Here is an 18351-nt window from a genome sequence, read left to right on the forward strand (position 1 = left end):
TTTGACCGTCTCCAAAGTCGCGTCGAACCTTTAGCGCCCCTTGCTCCCCGACTTCGGGCTCGATGAAACCGCCATTTGTACCGCTACCCATTCTGGAGCGACCGGCGTTGAGCATCGAGCCTTCGAATGCGTGGGGCGTTTCCCCTCCGCCCAGCCAACATACGCGGTGGCGCAGATTCGACAATTGTTAGAATGATCCCGGACCCCTTCCCGCCGCCTTTGGGACCGCGATGTGACATTCCCGCAACGATTGTTTCCGGCCCAGAAGAGAGGAGCCCGGCCGCCGGGAGGTCTCGGCCTTGCTCAACAAAAGCCCAAGTCGGGCCTGCACGGCGCCACAGGCCGGCGTGCGCCTCCCCACACGCGCTCGACGCCGCGCTCGGGTGAGCCGGACCTGCGCCGGACGGCCGTGCGGCGCGACTTCGGCGCGGATTGCTGAACGGCACCGCGCCGGGGCCGTAACCTTCTCTCCGGCCGCGGTTCACGCCGGGACGGAGGTGTTCCTCACCGCCTCCACGCCCTGCTCCAGCTTTCGCCCAAATCGCAGAGCATTCTTGCATTATCGAACGGCGTGGGGCATAGCTTGCCTCGCTCCAGCGAGCGGATGCGAGTTGCCCGGTTTCGGGCACGACGGAGATGTGGCCGAGAGGCTGAAGGCGGCGGTTTGCTAAACCGTTATAGGGTTGTAAAGCCCTATCGAGGGTTCGAATCCCTCCGTCTCCGCCATCGTCGCCGTTCTTCGCTGAAGAGTGACAGGGTGATGATGGTCAGGGTGAATTATCTCGGGGTCGTCGGGGCTCTCGGTCTGGGTGCCCTCGGGTTGGGCCAGGCCGCGGCGGCCGAAGATCCGGCGGGCTACTGGGCGACCGAGAAGAACGAGTCGCAGATCCACATCACGCATTGCGGCGACAAGCTCTGCGGCAACATCTTCTGGATGAAGGAGCCCACGGACGCCAAGGGCTCCATGCGGCTCGACAAGGAGAACGAGGACGAGGCCAAGCGCAAGCGGACCCTCCTCGGCCTGCAGCTCATCAGCATGAAGCCCGAAGACGACTACTGGAAGGGCACGGTCTACAATCCTCAGAACGGCAAGACCTACGACGCGACGCTGAAGATCCTCAGCCACAGTCAGGTCGAGCTGAAGGGCTGCGTGGCCTACATCCTCTGCGGCGGCCAGAAGTGGACGCGCGAGGAAGCCAAGACGACCAACACGGCCGACTCCGGCGTGGCGAAGCCCTCCGCGGCTCATCCCGATGCCACCCATCCCGCGGCGACCCCGGCGTCCCACAAGGCGCCTGCGGCTGGAGCCCCGACCACCGCCGAATGATGACGAGCCGAAAGACCCGCGCCGTTTCCGGGTGCCGAGCCGTGATCGCCGCGGCCCTGCTCCTCGGCTCGGGGTGGCAGGCCTCGGCCGCGCCCCCCGCCCCTTCATCGTCGCATCCAGCGGCGGTCAAGGCGCCCGATCAGCCGTCGCAGCACACCTCCGAAACTGATCCCACCCCGCGGAGCGCGGTCGCGCGGGCCCGCATGTTGGAATGCGGGCATCAGTGGAGCAGTCTGAAGCGGGCCGGGACCGCGTCCGGCACGTGGAAGGATTTCTCGCGCGGTTGCCTCGCCCAACGTTGATGGACTTGGCCGAGCTGTCGTGATCCGATCTCGGCACGGCGCGGGTTCGCTTGTGGTCCGCGCCCTATTCCATCGAGCCGTGCCGTGGTCCTGGGGGTCTTCGCGCCGATGCGGCGCGATCCAGATCGCTCGACCTGAAACGAGAGCCCGAGGCGTGTCGCCATCGGGCTCTCTGCCGTTTCAGATCCCGAGCTTGCTCTTCAGCACCTCGTTCACCGCCTGGGGGTTGGCCTTGCCGCCGGTGGCCTTCATGGCCTGTCCGACGAACCAGCCCAGCATGGTCGGCTTGGCCTGCACCTGCGCCACCTTGTCGGGGTTGGCGGCCATGATGGCGTCCACGGCCGCCTCGATCGCCCCCGTGTCGGTCACCTGCCGGAGGCCGCGGCGCTCGACGATGTCGCGCGGACTGGCGTCCCGCTCCTCGCCGGTCATGAGCGCGAGCACGTCCTTGGCGATCTTGCCCGAGATGGTGCCGTCGGCGATGAGGTCGACCAGGCCCGCCACCTGCTCCGGCGTGAGGTGCGTGTCCTGCACGGACAGGCCGACGGAGTTGGCGTAGGCGGCGATGTCGCCCGTCACCCAGTTCGCGACGATCTTGGCGTCGCGCTTGGCGCCGCCCGTCCCGGCGGCCGCGACGGCGCGCTCGTAATAGGCGGCGAGATCGCGCTCGGCCACCAGCACGGAGGCGTCGTAGGCCGACAGGCCGTAGTCCGCCACGAAGCGCGCCTTCTTGGCGTCGGGCAGCTCCGGCAGGTCGGCCGCGAGGGCGTCCACGTAGGCCTGGTCGAATTCCAGCGGCAGCAGGTCCGGGTCGGGGAAGTAGCGGTAGTCGTGCGCCTCCTCCTTGGAGCGCATGGACCGGGTTTCGCCGCGGCCGGGGTCGAAGAGCCGCGTTTCCTGGTCGATCGTACCGCCGTCCTCGATGATCGCGATCTGGCGGCGCGCCTCGGTGTCGACCGCCTGCCCGATGAAGCGGATGGAGTTGACGTTCTTGATCTCGCAGCGCGTGCCGAAGGGCGCGCCCGGGCGCCGCACCGACACGTTGACGTCGGCGCGCAGGCTGCCCTTCTCCATGTCGCCGTCGCAGGTGCCGAGGTAGCGCAGGATGGTCCGGAGCTTGGTCACATAGGCCTTGGCCTCATCGGCGGAGCGGATGTCCGGCCGCGACACGATCTCCATCAGCGCGACGCCCGACCGGTTGAGGTCGACGAAGCTCTGGTCCGGCGACTGGTCGTGCGTCGACTTGCCGGCATCCTGCTCCAGATGCAGGCGCTCGATGCCGACGCGGATCTGCTCGGTCGGCGTCACGTCGACCAGCACCTCGCCTTCGCCCACGATCGGGTGCTTGAACTGCGAGATCTGGTAGCCCTGCGGCAGGTCCGGATAGAAGTAGTTCTTCCGGTCGAAGACCGAGCGGTGGTTGATCTTGGCCTTGAGGCCGAGTCCGGTCCGCACGGCCTGCGCCACGCAAGCCTCGTTGATGACGGGCAGCATGCCCGGCATGGCGGCGTCGACGAAGGACACCTGGCTGTTGGGCTCGGCGCCGAAGCCCGTCGAGGCGCCGGAGAACAGCTTCGAGCGCGACGACACCTGGGCATGGATCTCCATGCCGACCACCACCTCCCAGTCGCCGGTGGCACCGGCGATGAGCTTGGATTCTGCTGCTTTTGCCATGCTGGGGCGGCCTATCGGGTCGGGGCGGAGGCGGTGGCGGACCACCAGTCGGACGGGAGTTCGATCTTCGGCGCGGAGCGTTCGATTACCTCGGCGAGCGCGAACAGCGTCGCCTCGTCGAAGGGGCGGCCGATGAGCTGGAGCCCCAGCGGCAGGCCATCGGCGGAGCGTCCCGCCGGCACCGAGATCCCCGGCAGGCCCGCCATGTTCACCGTCACCGTGAAGGCGTCGTTGAGGTACATCGCGATCGGGTCGTCGCCGGTCTTCTCCCCCACCGCGAAGGCGGCCGAGGGCGTGGCCGGCGTCAGGATCGCGTCGACGCCGCCCTCGAAGGCATTCTCGAAGTCCTGCCGCACCAGCGTGCGGATCTTCTGCGCCTTGAGGTAATAGGCGTCGTAGTAGCCGGCCGAGAGCACGTAGGTGCCGATCATGATGCGGCGGCGCACCTCCGGGCCGAAGCCGGCAGCCCGGGTGTTGCCGTACATCTCGGCGATGTCGCGGCCCGGCACGCGCAGGCCGTAGCGGACGCCGTCGTAGCGGGCGAGGTTCGAGGACGCCTCCGCGGGCGCCACGATGTAATAGGCCGGCAATGCGTAGCGCGTGTGCGGCAGGGCGATGTCCACCACCTTGACGCCTGCCGCCTTCAGCCAAGCGACACCTTCGGCCCACAGCGCGTCGATCTCGGCCGGCATGCCGTCGATGCGGTATTCCCGCGGGATGCCGATCGTCTTGCCCGCGACGGAAGAGCCGACGGCGGTTTCATAGTCCGGCACCGCGACGTCGACGGAGGTCGAATCCTTCGGGTCGTGGCCCGCCATGGAGCGCAGCAGGATGGCGGCGTCGCGCACCGTGCGGGTGATCGGCCCGGCCTGGTCCAGCGAGGACGCGAAGGCGACGACGCCCCAGCGCGAGCAGCGGCCGTAAGTGGGCTTGATGCCGACCGTGCCGGTGAAGGCCGCGGGCTGGCGGATGGAGCCGCCCGTGTCGGTGGCGGTGGCGCCGAGGCAGAGCCGCGCCGCGACGGCCGCGGCCGAGCCGCCCGACGAGCCGCCCGGCACCAGCGCCGCGTTGGAGCCCGGCCGGCGCCAGGGCGACACGGCGGCTCCGTAGTGGGAGGTCTCGTTCGACGAGCCCATGGCGAATTCGTCGAGGTTGAGCTTGCCGAGCATCACGGCGCCGTCGCGCCACAGCTGGGACGACACGGTCGACTCGTAGCCCGGCACGAAGCCTTCGAGGATGCGGCTGCCCGCCGTGGTCTGAACGCCCTCCGTGCAGTAGAGGTCCTTGACGCCGAGCGGCAGCCCCTCGAGCGGGCCGGCTTCGCCGCGGGCGATCCGGCCGTCGGCGGCCTCGGCCATGGCGAGCGCGCGCTCGGGCGTCTCGGTGATAAAGGCGTTGAGCGGCCGGGCGGCCGCCATGGCGGCGAGGTGTGCCTCGGTCAACTCGCGCGAGGACAGGCTCTTCGACCTGACGGCGTCGCGCGCCTCGGCGAGGGTCAGGCTGGTGAGATCGGACATGGAGACTCGGGCTGAAGCGGCGGGTGCGGCGGCGGGGACGGCGCCGGCCTATTCGATGACCTTGGGGACGGCGAAGAGGTTGTCCTCGCTCGCGGCCGCGTTGGCCACGACCGCGGCGGCGATGCCGCCGTCCGTCACCGCGTCGGGACGGCGGCGGAGCTGCATCGGCAGGACGGAGGTCATCGGCTCGACGCCCGCGACGTCGACGCCGTCGAGCTCCGCGACGAAGGACAGGATCGCGTTGAGCTCGCCACGCAGGTGCTCGACCTCGCCCTCCGCGAGCGTGATGCGGGCGAGTTGGGCGACGCGCCGGACGGTCGCCTGATCGATGGACATGCTGGTTCCGCGGCTGGGGGAGATCAGCGGCGGGTTCTATCATCGCGCCGCGGCGGGAATCAACGAGGACGCCCGGACGGCATCCGGATAGGACTTCGGTGGGCGGCGCCGGGCCGCCGCGTGAAGGACCCCGCCATGAGCGCCACCGTCGACATCGCGGATCTGCCGCCCCTGCTCGGCCGCAACCAGAGGCTGATCGGACTCGACCTCGGGACCAAGACGATCGGCCTCGCGATGTCCGACGTCGAGCGCCGCATCGCGTCGCCGTTCCGCACCATCCGCCGGACCAAGTTCACGCGCGACGTGGCGGACCTCGGGCAGATCCTCGCCGACAACGCCGTCGCGGCCCTGGTGATCGGGCTGCCGCTCAACATGGACGGGTCCGAGGGACCGCGGGTGCAGTCGACCCGCGCCTTCGTGCGCCAAGCCCATCCGATCCTGAAGCTCCCCTTCGTCTTCTGGGACGAGCGCCTGTCCACCGCCGCCGTCACCCGGGCCCTCATCGACCAGGACGCGTCGCGGGCCCGGCGCGCCGAGGTCGTGGACCGCATGGCCGCTGCCTACATCCTCCAGGGCGTGCTCGACCGCCTTTCCAGGATCGCGCGCGGCACAACTTGAACGCGATTCCTCCGCTTGAGCATGTCGAAATACGGGTTGAATTGCGAGAAATCAGCACTTATGGGTTGCGTGTCCGAAAGCGCGATCGTTTCGGATCGATAGCAACCAGAAGGCGCATCGCGTTGAGCTCCACCTCCGGCCATCCACCGTTCGACCCGACGAAACAACCGCCCTATTCGCCCAGCGACAAGCAGATCTGCCTCTACGTCGCCGAGATGTGCGTGGGGTTGCGGCAGCTCGCGACGCGGCATCGGCTCCGCACGATCACCTATCTCCTCGACATGGCGCGGCTCGAATCGGAGAGGACGGCCAAGGAACTCCCGGACTGAAGCCGGAGGAGCGCTAACGCGAGCGCCGCGCCACGCGGTTGCCGTCGTGCCTCTGCGCGATGCCGTCGATCTCGAGCTCGACGAGCGCCGCCTGGACGACGCAGGGGGCCAGCCCCGATGCGCGGATGAGTTCGTCGATCGACACCGGCGCGGGGCCGAGCAGCTCCGCGACGCGGGCCGTCGCCCCCTCGGGCCGGGCCGGCGGAACGGGCGCGTCCTCGGCGAAACTCCGCGGGGGGACGGGGTTGGCCTGATCGGGCAGGCCCTCGTCGAACAGGTCGAGTTCGTCCCAGAGCGGTTCGCTTTCGGGCTCGAAGCGGGGAGCCTCTCCCAGCGCGTCCGACGGGGTGCCGTCCCGCCGCGGCGCCAGCGCGGCGATCACGTCCTCGGCGGAGGTGCAGAGCGTGGCGCCCTGGCGGATCAGGTCGTTGGTGCCGTCCGCCCGCGCGTCGAGCGGCGATCCCGGCACGGCGAACACCTCGCGCCCCTGCTCGTTGGCGAAACGTGCGGTGATGAGCGAGCCCGAGCGCCGGCTCGCCTCGACCACGACCACGCCGAGGCTCAGGCCCGACACGATGCGGTTGCGGCGCGGGAACTCGCGCGCGCGAGGCTCCCAGCCGAGCGGCATCTCGGAGATCAGGGCACCGCGCTCGCAGATGCGGCGTGCCAGCCCCTCGTGCTCGGCCGGGTAGATGTGGTCGTGGCCTCCCGCGAGGACCGCCACCGTGCCGGAGTCGATGCTGGCCATATGGGCCTTCACGTCGATGCCGCGGGCCAGGCCGGAGGCGACGACGTAGCCCGCGGCGGCGAGGCCTCGCGCCAGCCTTTCGGTGAAGACGAGGCCGGACGCGGAAGCGTTGCGCGACCCCACGATGCCGACGGTCGGCCGCGACAGGACGTCGACCTGCCCCGCGACGGCGAGCACGGGCGGCGGGGCGTCGATCGCGCGGAGCGCGGGCGGGTAGGCGGGCTCGCAGGAGGCGACGAAGCGGATGTTGAGCTTGCGGGCCCGGTTCCACTCGGCCTCGGCGTCGGCCGCCGAAAAGATGCGGATCGGCCGGGCGGCGGCCTTCCTGGCCAGGGCCGGCAGCGCGTCCAGCGCGGCGCCGGCGGTCCCGTAGCGCTGGAGGAGCTTGGCGAAGGTGCGCGGGCCGACGTTCTCCGAGCGGGTCAGCCGGAGCCAATCCAGCTTCTCCGCGTCGGACAGGTCGCGCCCGCCCTCCATCAGGCCTTGGCCCCGATGCGGCTCTCCGTGCCCTGCATGAGGCGCTGCAGGTTGGCGCGGTGCTTCCACCACAGCACCAGGGTCATCAGCGCGAAGGCGATGCCGTCGGTGATCCGCCCCGTGGAGAAGAACAGCAGCGGAGCCGCGATCGAACCGACCAGCGCCGCCGCCGACGACAGGCGCGTCGCGAAGGCCATGGCGAGCCACACGACCGCGAAGGCGAGAGCGCCCGGCCACCACAGGCCGATGAGGCACCCGAGATAGGTCGCCACGCCCTTGCCGCCGCTGAACTTCAGCCAGACCGGATAGATGTGGCCGAGGAAGGCCGCCACCCCGGCGAAGACCGCGGCGGCGTCGCCGAACAGCCAGCGCGCCAGCAGGACGGCCGCGGTGCCCTTCAGCGCGTCGAGCACCAGGGTCAGGGCGGCGAGGTCCTTGCGCCCGGTGCGCAGCACGTTCGTGGCGCCGATGTTGCCCGAGCCGATGGAGCGGAGGTCCGCGGTCCCGGCGACGCGCGTGATGAGGAGGCCGAAAGGGATCGAACCCAGGCCGTAGCCGAGCGCCAGCGCCGCGATTTCACCCAGACCCGGCTCGTTCATCGCATCGTCCCGCCACCATCGAGCCTGGATCTTATGGATCAAAGCGCGCTACGGCAACGCGCGACCGGACCTGTCCCCGGCCTGCCCGCGGAGGCCCAACCCCACCCCATGACGGCCGCCCCCCCACCCGTCCGGCCGTCGCCGCTCGTGTCGCTCCAGGTGCTGCGGGCCGCGGCGGCGTTGATGGTGTTGCTGCATCACGCCGGCCACGAGGCCGACCTGCGCGCGACCGACGGGGCGTTCGGCCTCGACCGCTTCTTCGACCTCGGCTTCGGGGTCCACCTGTTCTTCGTCATCTCCGGCTTCATCATGCTGCTCACCGCGCGCGGCTTCGGCTCGGGCCGGGGGGCGCTCGTGTTCATGGCGCGGCGCGTGGTGCGCGTGGTCCCCCTCTACTGGCTTCTCACGAGCGCGACCCTTCTGGTCGCCGCGGCCTCGCCGCACCTCTTGAACGGCGCGTCGGGCGGGGCCGCCTGGGTGGCGGGCAGCTACCTCTTCATCCCCGTCGCGCGGGGGGACGGCACCCTCAACCCGGTGCTGGGGCAGGGCTGGACGCTCGACTACGAGATGTTCTTCTACGTCCTGTTCGCGCTCGCCATGGTGCTGCCGCGCCGCGCAGCCCTGCCCGCGCTGGCGCTGGCGCTCGTGGCCCTGGTGGCGCTGGGCCGCCTCGTCGCCCCGCCCTTCGCAGCGGCGGCCGTGTGGACGGACGGGCTGCTGCTGGAGTTCCTGCTCGGCCTCGGCGTCGGGCTCGCGGCGGAGCGCGGGGTGCATCTCCGCCCCAGGGCGGCGGCGGCCGTGGTCGGCGCCGGCGTCGGTGCGGCCGTGGCGCTCGGGCCCTGGACGGGGCGGTTCGACGCGCTCGGCCCCGCCCTCAGGGAGGGGGTGCCCGCGGCCCTGATCGTCGCCGGCTGCGTGCTCGGGCCGCGCTGGCGCGGAGCGTCGGCCGTCGCCGCCCTCGCCCTGATCGGGGACGCGTCCTACAGCCTGTACCTGTCGCACCCCTTCGCGGTGAGGCTCCTCGGCGTCGCCTGGACGGCCGCGATACCGGCCGGCGCGCCGCCGGTCCTGTTCCTCGCGTCGGCCTGCGCGGCCGCGGTCCTCGGCGCCCTGGCCCTGCACCGCTTCGTCGAGCGGCCGATGACCGAGGCGCTGCAGCGCCGCAGCCTCGCAGGGCGGGTCGTGCGGCCCATCCTGCCCGATTCGGCCGCGGGAGCAGCGCGCCGGAACTGAAGGACCGGCGGATCACGACCGCCGGCTGCACGGGCGGGCGCCGCCGACCCCGTTTGACTTGGCCGGACCCCTCCCCCATTTTCCGCCGCACCCCGCCGCCCTGCCCCTCCCGTCCCCGCGACGGCCCGCCCCGGTTCACCGAGGATCACCCATCCATGAACGTCGTCATCGTCGAGTCCCCGGCGAAAGCGAAGACCATCAACGGCTATCTCGGCAAGGATTACGAGGTGCTGGCCTCCTTCGGCCACGTGCGCGACCTGCCCGCCAAGGACGGCTCCGTCGACCCCGAGCAGGACTTCGCCATGCTGTGGGAGGTCGGCGACAAGTCGACCAAGCACATGAGCGACATCGTCCGCGCCGTGAAGGGCTCGGACAGGGTGATCCTGGCGACCGACCCGGACCGCGAGGGCGAGGCCATCTCCTGGCACGTGCTGGAGGTGCTGCGCGCCCGCAAGGTGCTGAAGGACAAGAAGGTCGAGCGCGTCACCTTCAACGCCATCACGAAGTCCGCGGTGCGGGACGCGATGCTGCACCCGCGCGAGCTCGACCAGCCGCTGGTCGACGCCTACCTGGCGCGGCGCGCGCTCGACTACCTCGTCGGCTTCAACCTGTCGCCGGTGCTGTGGCGCAAGCTGCCGGGCTCGCGCTCGGCCGGCCGCGTCCAGTCGGTGACGCTGCGGCTCGTCTGCGCCCGCGAGCGCGAGATCGAGGAGTTCAAGAAGAGGGAATACTGGTCGCTCGTCGCCCACCTACGCACGGCCGCCAACGTCGCCTTCGAGGCGCGGCTCGTCGGCGCCGACGGGCGCAAGATCACGCGGCTCGACATCGGAAACGGCGAGGAGGCGCAGGCGCTGCGGGCCGCGCTGGAGGCGGCGCGCTATTCCGTGACGGCCGTCGAGGCCAAGCCGGTCAAGCGCCACCCGCAGCCGCCGTTCCGCACCTCGACCCTGCAGCAGGACGCGTCGCGCAAGCTCGGCCTGTCGCCGGCCCGCACCATGCAGATCGCCCAGAAGCTCTACGAGGGCGTGACCATCAAGGGCGAGACCACCGGCCTCATCACCTACATGCGGACCGACGGCATCGACATGGCGCCCGAGGCCATCGCGGGGGTGCGCCGCGTGATCGGCGACAACTACGGCGAGCGCTACCTTCCCGGCGCGCCGCGCAAGTACAGCGTCAAGGCCAAGAACGCCCAGGAGGCGCACGAGGCCGTGCGCCCGACCGACCTGTCGCGCCTGCCGCGCGACATGGCGCCTTACCTCGATGCCGAGCAGCAGAGGCTCTACGAGCTGATCTGGAAGCGCACGGTGGCGAGCCAGATGGAATCGGCCGAGCTGGAGCGCACGACCGTCGACATCCTGGCCGAGAGCGGCGGGCGCCGGTTCGAGCTGCGCGCCACCGGCCAGGTGGTCCGCTTCGACGGCTTCCTCGTGCTCTACGGCGTCGACGACGATGACGAGGACCAGGAGGGCAAGCTGCCCGCAATGGCGGGCGGCGAGTCGCTCGGCCGCGACAAGGTCGACGCCGACCAGCACTTCACCGAGCCGCCGCCGCGCTACTCCGAGGACGCCCTCATCAAAAAGATGGAGGACCTCGGCATCGGCCGTCCGTCCACCTACTCGGCCACGCTGGCGACCCTGCGCGACCGCGAATACGTCCGCCTCGACAAGAAGAAGCTCGTGCCGGAGGACAAGGGGCGGCTGGTGACGGCCTTCCTCGAATCCTTTTTCGAGCGCTGGGTCGACTACGACTTCACGGCGGGGCTGGAGGAGAGCCTCGATCGCGTGTCCAACGACGAGGTCGACTGGCGCCAGATCCTGCGCGATTTCTGGCGCGACTTCTCGGCCGCCATCGGCGAGACCAAGGAGCTGCGCACCACCGAGGTGCTGGACAACCTCAACGAGGTACTGGCGCCGCTGGTGTTCCCGCCGAAGGAGGACGGCTCCGACCCGCGGGCCTGTCCGGTGTGCGGCGCGGGACGCCTGTCGCTCAAGCTCGGCAAGTTCGGCTCCTTCGTGGGCTGCTCGAACTACCCCGAGTGCAAGTTCACCCGCACCCTGTCGTCGGATCCCGACGCGCCGCCGATCGGCGACGCGGAGAAGCCCGGCCAGCGCCTGCTCGGCACTGACCTCGAATCGGGCCTGGAGGTGACGCTGCGCGACGGCCGGTTCGGCCCCTACCTGCAACTCGGCGAGGGCGAGAAGCCGAAGCGCTCCTCGCTGCCCAAGGGCATAAAGCCGGCCGACGTCGACATGGAGGCCGCGCTGGCGCTTCTGTCGCTGCCACGCGAGGTGGCCAAGCACCCGGCCACCGGCGAGCCCATCCTGGCCGGCATCGGCCGCTACGGCCCCTACGTCCAGCACGGCAAGACCTACGCGAACCTCGCCGACGACGACGACGTGCTGAGGATCGGCGCCAACCGCGCGATCGACCTCGTGGTCGCCAAGGAGGAGGGGCGCGGCGGCCGGCGCGGGGGCGGCGCGCCGGCCGGCACCGTGCTGGGCGAGCACCCGGACGGCGGGCCCGTGACGGTCCGCGACGGGCGTTTCGGCCCCTACGTCAACGCCGGCAAGGTCAACGCCACGCTGCCCAAGGGCACCGACCCGGCGACGCTGACGCTGGAGGACGCGCTGCGGATGATCGCCGCCAAGGCGGAGCAGACCGGCCTGTCGCCGGGCAAGAAGGCGCCGGCCCGCAAGGCGGCCGCGAAGCCGAAGACCGCCAAGGCGAAGGCCACCAAGGCCGATGCTGCGGACCCGGAAGCGCCCGCGAAGCCGGCGAAGAAGGCTGCGGCGCCCAAGGCCGAGAAGGCCTCGCCGAAGCCCAAGGCCGCCGCGGCACCCCGGGCCAAGAAGACGGCCTGACGCCGGCGCCCTCGCGCGGCCCCCGGTCCGCGACGTCGGGGCGCCGTGCCCTCCCCGTGCGGGACAGGAGGGCTGGCGAGGGAGGGCGGTCGGGGCGGAGCCGCCCCGCGACCCGCCATCGCGGCCGGCTCGCCTTCGCGGTCCGCCGCACCTATCTTTGGGGGCGACGACCTCCGGAACACCCGAGCCGAATGCCCAAAAACGACAAGACGGTCTCCGCCCTGCCCTCCAAGGCCGAGATCCTGGCCTTCATGGCCCGCGAGGCCGCCCTCATCGCCGAGGGTAAGGGGTCGGTGGTGAAGAGCCGCAAGCGCGAGGTGGCGCGCGCCTTCAACATCAAGGGGTCCGACCGGATCGCGCTCAAGCGCATGCTGCGCGAACTGGAGGAGGAGGGGCAGATCGGGCGCCGCCGCTCCGCCAAGCGCGGCGAGGCGGCGGCCGGCGCCCTGCCCGCCATGGTGGTGGCCGACATCGTGTCCCGCGACCGCGACGGCGACCTCGTCGCCAGGCCGATCGACTGGCCGCCCGAGCAGGGCCCCGCGCCGCGCATCCTGGTCCACGTGCCGAAGCTGCACCGGCCGGGCCGCGCCGTGCCGGGGGTCGGCGAGCGCGCCCTGCTCCGCCTGGAGCCGACCGCCGACGCCGGGCCGGACGACCCCGCGCTGACCGGCCGCGTGGTCAAGATGATCGCGCGCGACCGCGCCCGCCTGCTCGGCGTCGTGCGGCTCGACCGCGACGGCTCCGGCCGCCACAACGGCGCCCGCGTCCAGGCCGTCGACAAGAAGAACGCCTCGGAGGAGTATTTCCTGCCCGAGGAGGAGCTGGCCGGCGCCGAGGATGGCGAGCTCGTCGCCATCGAGCCGATCGGCCGTCAGCGCGTGCTGGGGTTGCAGTCGGTGCGCGTCGCGGAGCGGCTGGGCTCGCTCAAGGGCGAGCGCGCGGTCAGCACCATCGCGATCCTGACCCACGGCATCCCGCACGTGTTCCGGCCCGAGACGCTGGCGGAGGCGGGGCGCGTCGAGGCGCCCGGCCTCGCCGGCCGCGAGGACTGGCGCGCCCTGCCCCTGATCACCATCGACCCGCCCGACGCCAAGGACCACGACGACGCCGTCCACGCGGCCATGGACGACGCGGCCGACAACCCCGGCGGCATGGTGGTCACGGTGGCGATCGCCGACGTCGCGTCGCTGGTCGCGCCCGGCTCCGCGATGGACCGCGAGGCCGTCGACCGCGGCAATTCCGTCTACTTCCCCGACCGCGTCGTGCCGATGCTGCCCGAGCGCGTGTCGACCGACCTCGGCTCGCTACGGCCCGGCGTCGACCGGCCCGCGCTGGCGGTGCGCCTCGTGCTCTCGGCCGACGGCGAGAAGCGCCGCCACTCGTTCCATCGCGTGATGATCCGCTCGGCCGCCAAATTGTCCTACGCCCAGGCGCAGGCGGCGATCGACGGCACGGTCGACGACGCGACCGCGCCCCTGCTCGACCCCGTGCTGCGGCCGCTGTGGGAGGCCTATCGCCTGGCCCACCGCGCGCGGGAGGGCCGCTCGCCGCTCGACCTCGACCTGCCCGAGCGCAAGCTCGTGCTGAACCGCGACGGCACGGTCGACCGCGTGGCGGTGCCCGAGCGCCTCGACTCGCACCGGCTGATCGAGGAGTTCATGATCCTCGCCAACGTCGCCGCGGCCGAGACGCTGGAGGACAAGCGCCAGGTGCTGGTCTATCGGGTGCACGACGAGCCGTCGCTGACCAAGCTCAACGCCCTGTCCGAGTTCCTGCAGACCATCGGCATCAAGCTCGCCAAGGGGCAGGTGCTCCGGCCGGCGCAGTTCAACGGCATCCTCGGGCGGGTCAAGGACACGGAACACGAGCACCTCGTGAACGAGGTGGTGCTGCGATCGCAGGCCCAGGCCGAATATGCCGTGGAGAACTACGGGCATTTCGGCCTCAACCTGCGCCGCTACGCCCACTTCACGTCGCCGATCCGCCGCTACGCCGATCTCGTGGTGCATCGCGCGCTGATCCGCGCGCTAGGCCTCGGCTCCGACGGGCTGCCCGACACGACGCCACAGGAGCTCGGCGAGACGGCGGCGCGCATCTCCGCCGCGGAGCGGCGCGCCATGGCGGCCGAGCGCGAGACCATCGACCGGCTCATCGCGGGCTTCCTGTCGGAGAAGATCGGCGCGACCTTCGCGGGGCGCCTGTCGGGCGTCACCAAGGCGGGGCTTTTCGTGCGCCTCGTCGAGACGGGTGCCGACGGCTTCGTGCCGGCCGCGCACCTCGGCGACGAGTATTTCTCCTTCGACGAGCCCGGCCGCGCCATGGTGGGCACGCGCACCGGCACGACCTACCGGCTCGGCGACGAGATCGAGGTGAGGCTGGTGGAAGTCGCACCCGTGGCCGGCGCCCTGCGCTTCGAGGTGGTCGGCGGCGGCCAGCGCCGGGCGCGGCGCGGCGGGAACGGGCCTCGCGCCGACCGCGCCGCCGGCAGGCCGTCGTCGGAGCCCCTGCCCTGGCGCCGCTCCCGCCGCCACCGCTGACCGATCGGCCCCTGAGTCGCGGTTGACATCGCGGCCGGGCCGACTAGTGTCCGGGCCGACGATCAGCGTGGCTCACGGCCGGCGCCGGTCTCCTGTTTCCGTATCATCACCCGTCGCCTCGCGCGGCGGCACGCGCGAGGACCCGCCATGGCCAAGGCCGCCACCATCAAGATCAAGCTGCTGTCGACGGCCGACACGGGCTTCTTCTACGTCACCGAGAAGAACGCCCGCACCAAGACGGACAAGTTCACCTTCAAGAAGTACGATCCCGTCGTGCGCAAGCACGTCGAGTTCAAGGAAACCAAGATCAAGTGATCCGCGAGGTTCGGGCGCCGGCGCGAGCCGGCGATCCGGGCACCCGCGCATGAAAAAAGCCGCCCGTCGCCGGGCGGCTTTTTCGTTGGCCATCGCGAGATGGTGGCCGGTCGGAAGTGGCGATCGAGGAGGCCACTCTAGCCACTTCCGAACCGGCCGACCCCACGGACCCAGGAGATGCGGCGGACCTGAGCACTCCGTAGGGTTTCGATGGACGGCGTCTCCGCCGTCCGAACCCTGCCGCCGATCCGGACTGTGAGCCCGTCCGGCGACATTGATGAAAATACGGGGCAAACCTTTACATCATCTCACCGTCTGTCAAGCTGTCCGGACGAAAAGGTCGAAATGTTCGGTGGACAGGCGGCGAAGGATGTGAGCCGCGCGCAGGGCCGGATGCGTCAGGCGGCGTCGGCGGACACGCGGTTGCGGCCAGCGGCCTTGGACCGGTACAGCGCGCGGTCGGCGCGCTTCAGCATGGCCTCGGCCTCGCGGCCGTTGCGCCTCTCGGCGAGCCCGATCGACACCGTGACCGCGATCTGCCGCGCGCCCTTGTCGATCGGGAAGTCGGTGCCCCCGACCGTCTGCCGGATGCGCTCGGCCACGCGCCCGGCGGTGTCCAGCGACGTGTCCGGCATCACGATGATGAACTCCTCGCCGCCCAGCCGGCAGAACACGTCGACGCCGCGGATGGCCGTCCTGACGCGCTCGGCGAAGCCGCGCAGCACCTCGTCGCCGACGTCGTGGCCGAAGGTGTCGTTCACCGACTTGAAGTGATCGATGTCGAGGATCATCAGCGACAACGGCTTGTCGCCGTCGGCGGCCGCGTCGATCAGCTCCCCGAGGTGCGATTCGAGGTAACGGCGGTTGTGGAGGCCGGTCAGCGGGTCCGTCACGGCCATCTGCAGGGAGGCCTGCATGATCTCGCGCAGCCGGTCCGCGTAGCGCTTGCGGCGGAGCTGGCTGCGCACGCGTGCCATCAGCTCGTTCCGGTCGACGGGGCGCAGGAGATAGTCGTTCACGCCGAGGTCGAGCCCGCGCACGATCCGCGCGCGGTCCTCGCCCTCGGCCAGGAGCAGGATCGGCAGGTCGCGGGTCCGTTCCAGCGAGCGGAGCTGGCTGCACACGCGGAGCGAATCGTAGTCCTTGAGCGTCGAGCTCAGCACCACGAGGTCGTAGCCGCCGGTGGCGGCGCGGAACAGCGCGTCGTCGGCCACGGCCTCGAGGTCGACCGTGTGGGACTCCGACAGCGTCTTGGCCAGCCGCTCGGCCGACACCTGGCGGTCCTCGACCAGCAGCACGCGCCCGCGACCGCCCTCGTCGACCAGCGGCGCGTCCTTGCCCGACGACGGCAGGCCGATGGTGGCCGAGGTGGCGACCTGTCGGCGCAGCTCGTCCACCACGTGCTTGAACCGGACGAGCGAGCGCACGCGGGCCACCAGCGCCAGCTCGTCGACCGGCTTGGTGAGGAAGTCGTCGGCGCCCGCTTCGAGGCCGCGAACGCGGTCGGCCGTGCCGTCGAGCGCCGTGATCAGCACCACGGGGATGTGCGCCGTGGCGGGGGCGGCCTTGAGGCGGCGGCAGACCTCGAAACCGTCCATGCCCGGCATCATGACGTCGCACAGCACGACGTCGAAGGAGCCGCGGGCGCACAGGTTCAGGGCCTCGATGCCGTCCGAGGCGGTGCGGACGTCGAAATACTCGGCCGACAGCCGCGCTTCGAGCAGCTTCACGTTGGCGAGGACGTCGTCGACGACCAGGATGCGCGCCGTCATGTCGGGTCCTTCAGGCGTCGCCGAGGTAGTTGCGGACGGTCTCCAGGAACTTCACCACGGAGATGGGCTTCGACAGGTAGGCCTCGCAGCCGCCCTGCCGGATCTTCTCCTCGTCGCCCTTCATGGCGAAGGCCGTGATGGCGATGACCGGGATGGCGCGCAGGTCGTCGTCGTCCTTCAGCCACTGCGTCACCTGCAGGCCCGACACCTCCGGGAGCTGGATGTCCATCAGGATCAGGTCGGGCCGGTGCTGCCGCGCCAGGCCCACGGCCTCGACCCCGTTGCGGGTCTGCACGGTCGCGTAGCCGTTGGCCTCCAGCAGGTCGCTGAAGAGTTTCATGTTGAGTTCGTTGTCTTCGACGATCAGGATCGTTTTGGACATTCTCGGCGCCTCGGTGGCTTCAGGCCTGCGCCTGGGTCGGGCGAAACTCGCCGGGGGCGGCTCGCTTCGTCCGGCCAGGGTTAGCCGAAGGTGAACGACACCAGCACGGGAAAAGCATCAACATGAGAAACGGCCCGACCGGTCCATCGCGGCGGAAGGCTCCGGCCGTCGACCCCGACTTCATTGCCATTCAAGCCTTAACATTCATCGCGGGCAATCCCGACCACGCCGAGCGCTTCCTGGCCCTGTCCGGGATCGGCTCCGGCGACCTCCGGCAGGCGGCCGCCGATCCGGGGTTCCTGCTCGGCGTCATGGACCACGTCGTGAGCGACGAGCCGCTGCTGCTGCTCGTCGCCGCCGAGATCGGCGTCAGCCCCGAAGACGTGGTCCAGGCCCACGAGCGCCTGTCGCGCCGCTGAGGCGGACGGCGATCGGGCGGGAGCAGGCGACCGCGCGCCGCCGCTCGCCCCGCCGCGTCACTTCTTGCACGGCCCGGCCGGCGGCGCGACCGTGAGCTGGTCGAGGGCGCCGGCCAGCACGAAGTCGCCGTAGTCGAGCTTCAGCGCGCGCGACACGCCGTTCTCGTAGAGGTCGGAGGACAGCACGTAGTCGGGCTGGTCCTTGCCGTCCTCGAAGTAGCTGATCACCACGGGCCAGCGGCGCAGGCCCTTCATGGCCTCGGTCCGGCCGGCCGGATCGTCCGGCGTGTCGGTCAGCGGGGCGCCGATCACCGTCAGCGTGTGGAACAGCTTCTTGCCGGTCTCGGAGCCGTCGAAGATGTCGGCCGACAGGATCTTGTCGCCGTGCTCCGCCGCGGCGATGATCCGCCGCAGATGCTGGGTGGGGAAGAGCACGTCGGCGCCGAAGTCGGCGCGGCCCGTCGGCGTCTTGACGTCGACCGCGATCTTGCCGTCCGGGCCGCGCTGGGCCTTGCCGGCCACCGTGTCCGGCGTGTCGTCGTCGGCGGAGGTCTTGGTGTTGAACGTATAGTCGGTGGCGGCGTCGTTCTCGAAGGTGTTCGACGTCATGTCGTTGAGCTTCGAGTCCCCCTCCGTCGGCTGCATCTCGACGATCTGGCGGAAGTTGGTCGTGTAGCCGTCGCAGGCCGAGCCGGTGAAGTCGTAGTCGATGCCGCCCTGTGCCGAGGCCGGCGCGTTGGTGCCCTTGGCGGTCTTGAGCGTCAGCTTGTAGACCGCGTGATGCGCCGCCATGACCACGGGCGCGTCCTCGGCCAGGGCGGGGGCCGCTGCAGTGGCCGCGACGGCGAGGGCGGTGAGACAGGCGAGGGGAAAGCGGTTCACGCGGGCAGGCTCCAGGACGA

At 70.9% G+C, this 18351-nt stretch carries 16 protein-coding genes and 1 tRNA gene; 9 read left to right on the plus strand and 8 right to left on the minus strand.

Annotated features, from left to right (window positions below; translation table 11 throughout):
- Nucleotides 1-632: 632 nt before the first annotated feature.
- Together L7N97_RS27195 and L7N97_RS27200 are read left to right on the plus strand one after the other, a co-directional pair.
- Nucleotides 633-726, plus strand: a tRNA-Ser gene (locus tag L7N97_RS27195).
- A gap of 34 nt (nt 727-760) precedes the next feature.
- On the plus strand, nt 761-1327 hold the full coding sequence (locus tag L7N97_RS27200) for a DUF2147 domain-containing protein (RefSeq protein ID WP_237481689.1): 567 nt from the start codon (nt 761-763) through the stop codon (nt 1325-1327).
- A gap of 482 nt (nt 1328-1809) precedes the next feature.
- On the opposite strand, the gene gatB is transcribed toward L7N97_RS27200, so the two are convergent.
- From gatB to gatC, 3 genes are read right to left on the minus strand one after another with little or no spacing between them, the layout of a single operon-like run.
- Complete coding sequence (gatB, locus tag L7N97_RS27205) at nt 1810-3303, minus strand: Asp-tRNA(Asn)/Glu-tRNA(Gln) amidotransferase subunit GatB (protein ID WP_237481691.1); 1494 nt, start codon at nt 3301-3303, stop codon at nt 1810-1812.
- Nucleotides 3304-3314: 11 nt separating this feature from the next.
- A complete protein-coding gene (gene gatA, locus L7N97_RS27210; RefSeq protein ID WP_237481693.1) occupies nt 3315-4820 on the minus strand; it encodes an Asp-tRNA(Asn)/Glu-tRNA(Gln) amidotransferase subunit GatA in 1506 nt (501 codons plus the stop codon).
- Nucleotides 4821-4868: 48 nt separating this feature from the next.
- Nucleotides 4869-5156 carry an Asp-tRNA(Asn)/Glu-tRNA(Gln) amidotransferase subunit GatC gene (gene gatC, locus L7N97_RS27215; RefSeq protein WP_237481694.1) on the minus strand — a complete coding sequence of 96 codons (288 nt, stop codon included), beginning with the start codon at nt 5154-5156 and terminating at the stop codon, nt 4869-4871.
- 135 nt (nt 5157-5291) lie between these two features.
- On the opposite strand from gatC, the gene ruvX reads away from it, so the two are divergent.
- Nucleotides 5292-5774 (plus strand): Holliday junction resolvase RuvX, encoded by a 483-nt coding sequence (gene ruvX / locus L7N97_RS27220; protein WP_237481696.1) that lies wholly within the window; start codon nt 5292-5294, stop codon nt 5772-5774.
- 122 nt (nt 5775-5896) lie between these two features.
- Nucleotides 5897-6103 (plus strand): hypothetical protein, encoded by a 207-nt coding sequence (locus tag L7N97_RS27225; protein WP_237481698.1) that lies wholly within the window; start codon nt 5897-5899, stop codon nt 6101-6103.
- Between the two features lie 13 nt (nt 6104-6116).
- On the opposite strand, the gene dprA is transcribed toward L7N97_RS27225, so the two are convergent.
- A complete protein-coding gene (gene dprA, locus L7N97_RS27230) occupies nt 6117-7328 on the minus strand; it encodes a DNA-processing protein DprA (RefSeq protein WP_237481705.1) in 1212 nt (403 codons plus the stop codon).
- Entirely contained in the window at nt 7328-7927 is a 600-nt protein-coding gene (gene plsY / locus L7N97_RS27235) for a glycerol-3-phosphate 1-O-acyltransferase PlsY (RefSeq protein WP_237481707.1), read from the minus strand. Before plsY ends, dprA begins: the two co-directional genes overlap by 1 nt.
- Before the next feature lie 108 nt (nt 7928-8035).
- Here plsY and L7N97_RS27240 point away from each other — a divergent pair, with 108 nt between their 5' ends.
- The 4 genes from L7N97_RS27240 (at nt 8036) to rpmG (ending at nt 14876) form a co-directional block, all read left to right on the plus strand.
- Nucleotides 8036-9160, plus strand: coding sequence for an acyltransferase family protein (locus L7N97_RS27240; RefSeq protein ID WP_237481709.1), 1125 nt, complete (start codon nt 8036-8038; stop codon nt 9158-9160).
- A 155-nt stretch (nt 9161-9315) separates the two neighbouring features.
- Nucleotides 9316-12024 carry a type I DNA topoisomerase gene (topA, locus tag L7N97_RS27245; protein ID WP_237481711.1) on the plus strand — a complete coding sequence of 903 codons (2709 nt, stop codon included), beginning with the start codon at nt 9316-9318 and terminating at the stop codon, nt 12022-12024.
- Nucleotides 12025-12215: 191 nt separating this feature from the next.
- A complete protein-coding gene (rnr, locus tag L7N97_RS27250; RefSeq protein ID WP_428981035.1) occupies nt 12216-14561 on the plus strand; it encodes a ribonuclease R in 2346 nt (781 codons plus the stop codon).
- A gap of 147 nt (nt 14562-14708) precedes the next feature.
- Entirely contained in the window at nt 14709-14876 is a 168-nt protein-coding gene (rpmG, locus tag L7N97_RS27255) for a 50S ribosomal protein L33 (protein ID WP_129219195.1), read from the plus strand.
- 398 nt (nt 14877-15274) lie between these two features.
- On the opposite strand, the gene L7N97_RS27260 is transcribed toward rpmG, so the two are convergent.
- On the minus strand, nt 15275-16648 hold the full coding sequence (locus tag L7N97_RS27260; protein ID WP_237481712.1) for a PleD family two-component system response regulator: 1374 nt from the start codon (nt 16646-16648) through the stop codon (nt 15275-15277).
- Nucleotides 16649-16658: 10 nt separating this feature from the next.
- Nucleotides 16659-17030, minus strand: coding sequence for a response regulator (locus tag L7N97_RS27265; protein ID WP_129226709.1), 372 nt, complete (start codon nt 17028-17030; stop codon nt 16659-16661).
- Nucleotides 17031-17152: 122 nt separating this feature from the next.
- Here L7N97_RS27265 and L7N97_RS27270 point away from each other — a divergent pair, with 122 nt between their 5' ends.
- On the plus strand, nt 17153-17449 hold the full coding sequence (locus tag L7N97_RS27270; protein WP_237481714.1) for a DUF3572 domain-containing protein: 297 nt from the start codon (nt 17153-17155) through the stop codon (nt 17447-17449).
- Between the two features lie 57 nt (nt 17450-17506).
- Here the strand turns inward: L7N97_RS27270 and L7N97_RS27275 are convergent, their stop codons facing one another.
- Entirely contained in the window at nt 17507-18331 is an 825-nt protein-coding gene (locus L7N97_RS27275; protein WP_237481715.1) for a cell envelope integrity EipB family protein, read from the minus strand.
- Between the last annotated feature and the right edge of the window lie 20 nt (nt 18332-18351).

It is taken from the genome of Lichenibacterium dinghuense (genome assembly GCF_021730615.1).
GTDB lineage: Bacteria > Pseudomonadota > Alphaproteobacteria > Rhizobiales > Beijerinckiaceae > Lichenihabitans > Lichenihabitans dinghuensis.

Excerpts from the sequence above, each read along its gene's own strand:
- L7N97_RS27200 (WP_237481689.1), top strand. The coding sequence starts at position 761 with ATGATGGTCAGGGTGAATTATCTCGGGGTCGTCGGGGCTCTCGGTCTG.
- gatB (WP_237481691.1), bottom strand. The coding sequence starts at position 3,303 with ATGGCAAAAGCAGCAGAATCCAAGCTCATCGCCGGTGCCACCGGCGAC.
- gatA (WP_237481693.1), bottom strand. The coding sequence starts at position 4,820 with ATGTCCGATCTCACCAGCCTGACCCTCGCCGAGGCGCGCGACGCCGTC.
- gatC (WP_237481694.1), bottom strand. The coding sequence starts at position 5,156 with ATGTCCATCGATCAGGCGACCGTCCGGCGCGTCGCCCAACTCGCCCGC.
- ruvX (WP_237481696.1), top strand. The coding sequence starts at position 5,292 with ATGAGCGCCACCGTCGACATCGCGGATCTGCCGCCCCTGCTCGGCCGC.
- dprA (WP_237481705.1), bottom strand. The coding sequence starts at position 7,328 with ATGGAGGGCGGGCGCGACCTGTCCGACGCGGAGAAGCTGGATTGGCTC.
- plsY (WP_237481707.1), bottom strand. The coding sequence starts at position 7,927 with ATGAACGAGCCGGGTCTGGGTGAAATCGCGGCGCTGGCGCTCGGCTAC.
- L7N97_RS27240 (WP_237481709.1), top strand. The coding sequence starts at position 8,036 with ATGACGGCCGCCCCCCCACCCGTCCGGCCGTCGCCGCTCGTGTCGCTC.
- topA (WP_237481711.1), top strand. The coding sequence starts at position 9,316 with ATGAACGTCGTCATCGTCGAGTCCCCGGCGAAAGCGAAGACCATCAAC.
- rnr (WP_428981035.1), top strand. The coding sequence starts at position 12,216 with ATGCCCAAAAACGACAAGACGGTCTCCGCCCTGCCCTCCAAGGCCGAG.
- rpmG (WP_129219195.1), top strand. The coding sequence starts at position 14,709 with ATGGCCAAGGCCGCCACCATCAAGATCAAGCTGCTGTCGACGGCCGAC.
- L7N97_RS27260 (WP_237481712.1), bottom strand. The coding sequence starts at position 16,648 with ATGACGGCGCGCATCCTGGTCGTCGACGACGTCCTCGCCAACGTGAAG.
- L7N97_RS27265 (WP_129226709.1), bottom strand. The coding sequence starts at position 17,030 with ATGTCCAAAACGATCCTGATCGTCGAAGACAACGAACTCAACATGAAA.
- L7N97_RS27270 (WP_237481714.1), top strand. The coding sequence starts at position 17,153 with ATGAGAAACGGCCCGACCGGTCCATCGCGGCGGAAGGCTCCGGCCGTC.